This is a genomic window from Micromonospora sp. NPDC002296 (assembly GCF_040296145.1).
Classification (GTDB): Bacteria; Actinomycetota; Actinomycetes; order Mycobacteriales; family Micromonosporaceae; genus Micromonospora.
Window position 1 is genome coordinate 162,771 of the sequence record NZ_JBEOWQ010000010.1, and the last position, 8,603, is coordinate 171,373.

Consider the following 8,603-nt stretch of genomic DNA (forward strand, 5'->3'; position numbering starts at 1 on the left):
GCTGGCATGGGGGGTCTCCGGGGTTCGGGGCGAAGCCCCGAGGTCTTCCAGTTCCGCAGGGTGATCCGGCTGGTCGCCGAGCGGGGCGGTGACACGATCGCTGGTGGTTGGCCGGGGCCGGCAGTGGTCGCTCGCCCTCGCCGATCGGGTGTTGCTGGTCGCGACCTACTGGCGGACGAACCTGATAATGCGGCAGATCGGCCCGCTGTTCGGGGTGTCGCACTCCGCCGCCCACCGGGTCATCGACACCCTCGCACCCCTGCTCGCCCTGACTCCAGTGCGCTACGTGTGCGACAGTGCTTCATGCCGTTGAGCACGTATCACCTCAGAACTTCGATCGCCGTGTCCGACATACAACGGGCGGTCGCGTTCTACGAAGGCCAATTGGGCCTACAGGCGCTGCAGTCGGGCCCCAGCGCCAACATCGCCGATGGCAGCCGCGTCTATGGTTCCGGCGGCGTGGCGGCACTGAACGTGTACCAGTCGGTTACTGCTGGAAAGAGCCCGGCGACACTGGCGACATGGTACGTCGAAGACATCGACCAGATCGTTGGCGAGCTCGTCTCGTCCGGCGTCGAGTTCATCCGATACGACCAGTTCGAACATGACGCCAAGGGAATCACCGCTCGGGCCGGCGGTGGACGTATCGCGTGGTTCCAGGATCCGGACGGCAACACCTTCGCCCTCGAATCCGACGTCTGACGGCCGGGCGTCCATCCTCTCCTGACCGGCTGGGGTCGAACTTCCGTCGACGGATCTGGCTGCCCTCGCTGGTTCGTGCCGGCCTGCTCGGCCAGATCATCGCCACCGGCCCGCATCGGTACCGCGCTGTCTGGCCCGACCGGGAGGGTGTCGAGTGGTCGGCCGAGTTCACCACCGAGCGGGAAGCTGTCGCCTGCGTGGCGGCCAAGGCTTTCGGCGGGATGCGATTTCACGACCTGCGGCACGCCTACGCCACCTGGCTCGTCACCGACGCCGTCCCGATCAACCTGGCGCAGCGGGTCATGGGCCACGAGCAGGCGTCCACGACGCTCAACCGGCACACCCACACTCCGGACGACTACGCCGCTCGCGTCCTGGAGGCGTTCGACGGATCTGCTGCCTCCCTGCTGCCTCCGGCCAAGGAAACGCCGTCTGCGGACCACCTTGATGGGAGGAAGCCGACCTGTGACCTGCTGTCGCGCGTTCACCTCGAAAAGGGACGACCCCCGTCGGGGGGAGACGGGGGTCGTCGGGCGGTTCGGCTCCGGGGGGGTTGAGCCGAACCGGCTCAGCGGTTACGGGGGGTGCAACCGCCGAGGGCCTGCTTCGCACGACACGTGAGTCCTCGTCGCAACCACAAGCATGCCTGAGCAGACCCGTATACGTCGAGTGGTGTTGACTCCACTCAGTGCGAAATCGTGTTCGGAGAGTGTGACCGCCGTCACTGACGGGCAGCAGTCCTAGGGGTCGCCCCCAGGTCGGGCCGGAGTCCGTACCCCAGGGACCCGCCGACGATAGTCCATCGGGCTAGACTTTCGCGCCGTGGGCCGAAGTGCCGCTTTTTTCGATCTGGACAAGACCGTCATCGCCAAGTCGAGCGCCTTGGCGTTCGGTCGGCCGTTCTACCGGGATGGGCTGATCACCCGGCGGGACGTGGTCAAGTCGGCGTACGCGCAGCTGATGTTCCGGCTGGGTGGCACCGACGAGCAGACCATGGCCAGGACCCGGGACTACCTCGCCGCGCTCTGCAAGGGCTGGCAGGTGGAACAGGTCCGCCAGATCGTCGCGGAGACACTGCACGAGCTGATCAACCCTTACGTGTACGCCGAGGCGGCGGCCCTCATCGAGGAGCACCAGGCCGCCGGCCGGGACGTCGTGCTGGTCTCCGCCTCCGGCGAGGAGATGGTCCGGCCGATAGGCGAACTGCTCGGGGTGACCGACGTGATCGCCACCCGGATGACGGTGGCGGACGGCCGCTACAGCGGTGAGGTGGAGTTCTACGCCGCCGGGCCGAGCAAGGTCGAGGCGGTCAGCGAGCTGGCCAGGGAGCGCGACTACGACCTCGCCGACTCGTACGCGTACTCCGACTCGATGAGCGACCGGCCGCTGCTGGAGTGCGTGGGCCACCCGAGCGTGGTCAACCCGGACCGGGCGCTGCGCAAGCTGGCCAGCGAGAACGCCTGGCCGGTGCTGGAGTTCCGGCACCCGATCCCGCTGGGCCGCCGGCTGCGGGAACGCCCCGCCGTCCCGGTCGCTGCGGCGGCCCTCGGCGTCGGCGTCGGGGTGGCCATCGGCATCGCCTGGTACGGCCGGCACCGCCGCACCCGCACCGCCCCGGTCGCCTGACCGACGCCCGGGGTCACTTCACCGACCGGCGTCCACCGCGCCCGGCCACCTCTCCGCGCGCCCCCGCCGCCTGACGCCACCTCTCCGCGCGCCCCGCCGCCTGACTCCGCCACGGGGGCGCGACGCCTCGTCCCGGGCGCGACGGGCCCGCCCGAGGGCGGCTGCGCGCCCCAGCGACACCACAGTTCCGGGCGATCGACCCTCAGCCCCCAGGCGAAACTCCTATTGAGCGTTCGCTCAATTCCGCCTATGCTCCGCTTGAGCAGTCGCTCAAAATTGGGGAGGATGCCATGTCGGAGCAGGGCGAACGGCCACCGCGGCGGACCGCCGCCAACTGGGTGCTGGCCGGGCTGATCGCGGCCTTCGGGCTGGTGGTCTACCTCGTCACGGTCCGCGCTGGGCGGGCCGACAGCGCCCTGCTGTTCGTGGCACTCCCGGTGATCCTCGCCGCCGCCCTGGCCCTCACCCCTGGCCGGACGGCGCACGGCCGGGTCTTCGTGGTCACCACGATCGCCCTGCTGCTGGCGGCGGTGGCGCTGCACGAGGGAGCGGTCTGCGTCATCCTGGCCGCCCCGCTGGTGTACGCGGTGGCGCACGGCACCACCGCGCTGATCCGCGCGCTGCGGGACGCCTCGCGGACGTACGCGGTCCTCGCCGTGCCGCTGCTGCTCCTGCCCGGCCTGGAGGGCAGCGGGATCGGGCCACGGCTGGACCCGGAGCAGTCGGTCGAGGTGGTCCGGGTGGTGGCGCTGCCCGCCGACCAGGTCGCCGAGCGGCTCGCGGCCGGCCCCCGGCCCGTCCCGGTCCGGTCCATGCCGTTGCGGCTGCTGGGCGCGCCCACACCCACCGAGGTCAGCGGCGACGGCCTGGCCGTGGGCGACCGCTGGATGTTCGGCTACCACGGCAGCGCGCACGGGCCGGGCGGGCACCTGCTCACCGAGGTCGAGACCGCCCGGCCACAACAGGTCGTCTTCCGCTTCGTCGAGGACACCTCGATCACCGCCCGCTGGTTCACCTGGCGGCGTGCGGACCTGCGCTGGCGGGCGGTCGACGCCGGGCACACCGAGGTCCGGATCAGCGTGGACTACCGGCGCGGCCTCGACCCGTCCTGGTACTTCGGCCCGGTGCAGCACGTCCTGCTCGGCGAGGGGGTCGGGCACCTGCTGGACATGACGGTCCTGCGATGACGGTCGCCCGCCACCTGAGCCTGGCGGTACCCCTGCTGGCCGTGCTCGCCGCCGCCCGGCTGGAGCGGGACCGGGACGCCCGGGCGGCGGCGCTGCTGGCCTTCGTGGCCGGCGCCGTCGGCATCGCGGCCCTCGACGAGGCGGCCCGGCGCACCGGCTGGTACACCTTCGCACCCGTGCGGGGCGCGTACCGGGGGCTGCCGGTGGACCTGTGGATCGGCTGGGCCGCCCTGTGGGGCCCGTTGCCGGTGCTGCTGCGCAGGGTCCTCCCGCTGCCGCTGGCGCTGGGCCTGCTGCTCTGGTTCGACGCCGTGGCGATGCCCGCCCTGCACCCGCTGGTCCGCCTCGGTCCGCACTGGCTCGTCGGGGAGGCTGCCGGGCTGCTCGCCGTGGCCCTGCCCGCCCAGCTGCTCGGCCGGTGGTGCGCGGACCGCCGGCACCTGGCCGCCCGGGCGCTGCTCCAGGTCGGCCTCTTCGCCGCCCTGCTGTTGTGGTTCGTGCCGACGCTGGCCTTCGAACTGGGCGACGGTTCCTGGGCCGGGCTCACCGGGCTGCCCGCGTCCCGGCTGCTGCTCGCCGGGCAGGTCGTCCTGCTGGTGGCGACGCCGGCGCTCGCCGCCGTGCGGGAGTTCGCGGTCCGGGGCGGCGGCACCCCGTACCCGTGGGATCCGCCCCGGCGGCTGGTCACCACCGGCCCGTACGCCTACCTCGCCAACCCGATGCAGTTCGGCGGCGTGGCCCTGGTGCTGCTGACCGCCGCACTGACCGGGAGCCTGGCGCTGGCCGGCGCGGGCGCGGTGGCGGTCGCCTTCGCGGCGGCGGTGGCCGGGCCGCACGAGGAGCACGACCTCGCCGGCCGGTACCCGGAGGGCCGGCGGGCCTACCGACGGCGGGTCCGGAACTGGTGGCCGTGCTGGCGGCCGTACGTGTCGGGGCCACCTGCGGTCCTCTGGCTCGACGCCGACTGCGGGCCGTGCGCGGCGGTCTGGCGCTTCCTCGCCCGCCGGCACCCGGTGGGCCTCGTCCTCCGGCCCGCCTCGGCGTACGACGGGGTGCTGCGGCGGGCGGAGTACGCGGGCGGTGACGGCCACCGGGAACGGGGGGTGGCCGCCGTCGCCCGCGCGCTCGAACACGTCCACCTCGGCTGGGCGCTGGCCGGCTGGACGCTGCGGCTGCCCGGGGTCGCCTGGCTCGCGCAGTTGGTGACCGATGCGATGATCGCACCGCCGCGTCCGGCCGCCGACCGGCGAGCCGGGCAGGCGGGCACGCGAGAAGCTCGAGCCGCAGAGGCCGGCACGGGAGAAGCCGAAGCCGGACGAGCCGGCACGCGAGGAGAGGGATGTCCGACACCAAGCAGCGCCTCCTGGACGGCGCCATCGCCGCGATCCGCCAGCACGGCATCGCCGGGGTCTCGGCCCGTACGATCGCCGCCGCAGCGGGGGTGAACCAGGCGCTGGTGTTCTACCACTACGGCAGTGTGGACGACCTGCTCGCGGCGGCGTGCCGGGCCAGCACGGCCGAGCGGGTCGGGCACTGGTCGGCGCGGCTGGCCGGGGTCGGCTCCCTGCGTGAACTGCTCGCCGTCGGCAGCGCCCTGCACGAGCAGGAGCGGGAAGTGGGCAACGTCTCCTTCCTCGCCCAGATGCTCGCCGGGGCGCAGGCCGACGAGCGGCTGGCCGCCCCGACGGCCGGCGCGCTCCAGCTCTGGGTGGACGAGATCGAGGCCGTCCTGGGTCGCCTGCTCGCCGGATCCCCGTTCGCGGAGATCGCGGACGTGCCCGGCCTGGCCCGGGCCGTGTCGGCCGCGTTCATCGGGCTGGAGCTCTACGAGGGGGTGGACCGGGCGGCGGCCGAGCGGGCGATGTCCGCGCTCGACCAGCTCGCGGTGCTCATCGAGATCGTGGACGACCTGGGGCCGATCGCCCGACGGGCCCTCCAGGCCAAAGTCAACCGGGCGGCCCGGCGCGACTGAGCCACGGCCCGGGAGACGGGACCCGGCACGGGTGGCACGGGCGTCGACAGGGCGCGGCTCAGGCGGCGGCGAGGATCTCGTCGCCGACGGCGGTGAGCTGGTCGGCACCCACCTCGACCGCCGTCAGGTAGTGCCGCAGCCAGGAGCGCAGCCCGTCCGGGGTGCCGGTGGCGAAGGCTCCGGCCGCGCCGACGTACTCCGGCTCGCGCTCGCGGTGGCCGACGTCGGTGCCGACCAGCCCGCGCGGGTCGAGGCCGGTGGACATCAGCACCAGCCGGGCGGCGCCCCGGGCCACGACCCCGGACGGCCCGGCGAACGGGCGCAGGTTCAGCAGCTCGCCGTGCACCACGGCGGCGAGCACCAGCGGGGGCACGGCGGTGCCGCCGGCGACCAGCCCGGCCAGCGCGTCCAGCCGGGCGCCGACCACCGGATCGGCCACCGGCCGCCCCAGCTCGTCGGCGGGTACGACGTCCCGGGCGGCGAGCACGTGCAGCCGGGCGAGGACCTGCCGGGGGGCCCTCGGCCAGGGCTCGGTCAGCCCGGGCAGCGCCCCGGCCACCCGCAGCGCGCCCTGGAGCACCGGGTCGGTGACCGTTCCGGCGCGGACCGCCTCGCGGTCGTGGGCGGCCCCCTCCAGGGCGGCGCTGGCCACGGCGCAACGGAGGCTCACCTCGGCCGCGACCTGGCCGCCGTGCCGGCGCAGCGCACGGTGCCGCAGCGCCTCGTCGACCCGGTCGCGGGCCCGCTCGACGGCGGGGGCGATGTCGGCGAGCGCGAGCAGCGGGGCGAGCGGGTCGGTGGTCACCCCGTCACGCTAGCGACCCGCCCGGGCGTCCGGCCCGCAGCCGCCCGACAACGCGACGCCCGCCACCCGGTCCCGCCCACCCCACTCCATGCAGTTCGGCGCGCGGCGGGGGCCGCTCGGCGCGGGTGTGCTCCGGGAGTTGTCGCGGGCGTCGACCGCCCCGGCTAACCTCTGCGGGGGTAGGGACGCAGGTCACGGATGCGATGAGGGAGTCACGGCATGAGCGAGGCACTGGCCAATCTGCTGAACGAGACCAGGCAGTTCGCGCCCCCGGCTGAACTCGCCGCGAACGCCAACGTCACCGCCGACGCGTACGCCGAGGCCGCCGGGGACCGGCTCGCCTTCTGGGCGGAGCAGGCCGGGCGGCTGGCCTGGGCGAAGCAGTGGGACCAGGTGCTCGACTGGTCGAACCCGCCGTTCGCGAAGTGGTTCGTCGGCGGCCGGCTCAACGTGGCGTACAACTGCCTGGACCGGCACGTGGAGGCGGGCCGGGGCGACCGGGTGGCCATCCACTGGGAGGGCGAGCCGGGCGACACCCGGACCATCACGTACGCGGACCTGCACCGGCTGACCTGCCAGGCGGCGAACGCGCTGACCGAGCTGGGCGTGACCGCCGGCGACCGGGTGGCGATCTACCTGCCGATGGTCCCGGAGGCGGCGGTGGCGATGCTGGCCTGCGCACGGATCGGCGCCACCCACAGCGTGGTCTTCGGCGGCTTCTCCGCCGACGCGCTGACCAACCGGATCCAGGACGCCACCGCCAAGGTGGTGATCACCGCCGACGGCGGCTACCGCCGGGGCAAGCCGTCGGCGCTGAAGCCGACGGTGGACGAGGCGGTGGCGAACTGCCCGTCGGTGGAGCACGTGCTGGTGGTCCGCCGCACCGGCGAGGAGGTCGCCTGGACGGCCAAGGACCTGTGGTGGCACGAGGCGGTGGAGCAGGCGTCGACCGAGCACGCCGCCGAGCCGTTCGACGCCGAGCACCCGCTGTTCATCCTCTACACCAGCGGCACCACGGCCCGGCCGAAGGGCATCCTGCACACCACCGGCGGATACCTGACCCAGGTGTCGTACACGGCGCACGCGGTGTTCGACCTGAAGCCGGAGACGGACGTCTACTGGTGCACCGCCGACATCGGCTGGGTGACCGGCCACTCCTACATCGTGTACGGCCCGCTGGCCAACGGCGCCACCCAGGTCATGTACGAGGGCACCCCGGACACCCCGCACAAGGGCCGGTTCTGGGAGATCGTCGACAAGTACCAGGTCAGCATCCTCTACACCGCCCCGACGCTGATCCGGACGATGATGAAGTGGGGCGATGACATCCCCGCCGGCTTCGATCTGTCCTCGCTGCGGCTGCTGGGCAGCGTCGGCGAGCCGATCAACCCCGAGGCGTGGATGTGGTACCGGCAGCACGTCGGCGGGGGCGAGCTGCCGATCGTGGACACCTGGTGGCAGACCGAGACCGGCGCGATCATGATCTCGCCGCTGCCGGGCGTCACCGAGACCAAGCCAGGCTCGGCGATGACCCCGCTGCCCGGCATCGTGGCCGACGTGGTGGACGACCAGGGCCAGTCGGTGCCGAACGGCGGCGGCGGATACCTGGTGCTGCGCGAGCCGTGGCCGTCGATGCTGCGCACCATCTGGGGCGACGACGACCGGTTCGTCGAGACGTACTGGTCCCGGTTCGAGGGCATGTACTTCGCCGGGGACGGGGCGAAGAAGGACGACGACGGGCACATCTGGCTGCTCGGCCGGGTGGACGACGTGATGCTGGTGTCGGGTCACAACATCTCCACCACGGAGGTCGAGTCGGCGTTGGTGTCGCACCCGTCGGTGGCGGAGGCGGCCGTGGTGGGCGCGACCGACCCGACCACCGGCCAGGCGATCGTGGCGTTCGCCATCCCGCGCGGTACCACCGACACCACCGGCGAGGCGGGCGAGAAGCTCATCGCCGAGCTGCGCAACCACGTGGCGAAGACCCTCGGCCCGATCGCGAAGCCGCGGCAGATCCTGCTGGTGCCGGAGCTGCCGAAGACCCGCTCCGGCAAGATCATGCGCCGGCTGCTGCGGGACGTGGCGGAGAACCGGTCGCTGGGCGACGTGACCACCCTCCAGGACTCCTCGGTGATGGAGCTGATCTCCTCCGGGATCGGCGGCGGCAAGTCCGACGAGGACTGACAACAGGCGTACCCATCGGTGGGTGGCGGTCCGCGCGGACCGTCACCCACCGCTGTCTTCTCGGGGTACGTCGACAGCAGGTCACCCGGCCGTCCCGCTCGGTCGGTCGGCGGAGGGCGCACCGGCC

7 protein-coding genes and 2 pseudogenes are annotated in these 8,603 nt (G+C 73.3%); 8 read left to right on the plus strand and 1 reads right to left on the minus strand.

The features are described 5' to 3' along the window. Positions 1 to 6: 6 nt before the first annotated feature. The 7 genes and pseudogenes from ABT023_RS11740 to ABT023_RS11770 all read left to right on the plus strand — a co-directional run. Positions 7 to 277: pseudogene (locus tag ABT023_RS11740) on the plus strand (helix-turn-helix domain-containing protein); the annotation flags it as partial. A 26-nt stretch (positions 278 to 303) separates the two neighbouring features. Further along, complete coding sequence (locus ABT023_RS11745) at positions 304 to 702, plus strand: VOC family protein (RefSeq protein ID WP_350884299.1); 399 nt, start codon at positions 304 to 306, stop codon at positions 700 to 702. 221 nt (positions 703 to 923) lie between these two features. Continuing rightward, complete coding sequence (locus ABT023_RS11750) at positions 924 to 1,259, plus strand: tyrosine-type recombinase/integrase (protein WP_350884301.1); 336 nt, start codon at positions 924 to 926, stop codon at positions 1,257 to 1,259. Between the two features lie 265 nt (positions 1,260 to 1,524). Further along, positions 1,525 to 2,328, plus strand: a complete 804-nt coding sequence (locus ABT023_RS11755; protein WP_350884303.1) for an HAD family hydrolase — start codon at positions 1,525 to 1,527, stop codon at positions 2,326 to 2,328. 290 nt (positions 2,329 to 2,618) lie between these two features. Then, positions 2,619 to 3,515 carry a hypothetical protein gene (locus tag ABT023_RS11760; RefSeq protein ID WP_350884305.1) on the plus strand — a complete coding sequence of 299 codons (897 nt, stop codon included), beginning with the start codon at positions 2,619 to 2,621 and terminating at the stop codon, positions 3,513 to 3,515. Further along, positions 3,512 to 4,754: pseudogene (locus ABT023_RS11765) on the plus strand (methyltransferase); the annotation flags it as partial. The gene ABT023_RS11760 and the pseudogene ABT023_RS11765, both read left to right, overlap by 4 nt. Before the next feature lie 100 nt (positions 4,755 to 4,854). Beyond that, entirely contained in the window at positions 4,855 to 5,487 is a 633-nt protein-coding gene (locus ABT023_RS11770) for a TetR/AcrR family transcriptional regulator (protein ID WP_350884309.1), read from the plus strand. A 58-nt stretch (positions 5,488 to 5,545) separates the two neighbouring features. Here ABT023_RS11770 and ABT023_RS11775 read toward each other — a convergent pair whose 3' ends face one another. Next, positions 5,546 to 6,292: a Fic family protein gene (locus ABT023_RS11775; protein WP_350884311.1), complete on the minus strand. Its 747-nt coding sequence runs from the start codon at positions 6,290 to 6,292 to the stop codon at positions 5,546 to 5,548. 219 nt (positions 6,293 to 6,511) lie between these two features. Between ABT023_RS11775 and acs the strand changes: the two genes are divergently transcribed. After that, on the plus strand, positions 6,512 to 8,476 hold the full coding sequence (gene acs / locus ABT023_RS11780; RefSeq protein ID WP_350884313.1) for an acetate--CoA ligase: 1,965 nt from the start codon (positions 6,512 to 6,514) through the stop codon (positions 8,474 to 8,476). Positions 8,477 to 8,603: the final 127 nt, after the last annotated feature.

Coding starts and splice junctions, on each gene's coding strand:
- ABT023_RS11760 (WP_350884305.1), top strand. CDS start 2,619: ATGTCGGAGCAGGGCGAACGGCCACCGCGGCGGACCGCCGCCAACTGG.
- ABT023_RS11770 (WP_350884309.1), top strand. CDS start 4,855: ATGTCCGACACCAAGCAGCGCCTCCTGGACGGCGCCATCGCCGCGATC.
- acs (WP_350884313.1), top strand. CDS start 6,512: ATGAGCGAGGCACTGGCCAATCTGCTGAACGAGACCAGGCAGTTCGCG.
- ABT023_RS11750 (WP_350884301.1), top strand. CDS start 924: ATGCGATTTCACGACCTGCGGCACGCCTACGCCACCTGGCTCGTCACC.
- ABT023_RS11745 (WP_350884299.1), top strand. CDS start 304: ATGCCGTTGAGCACGTATCACCTCAGAACTTCGATCGCCGTGTCCGAC.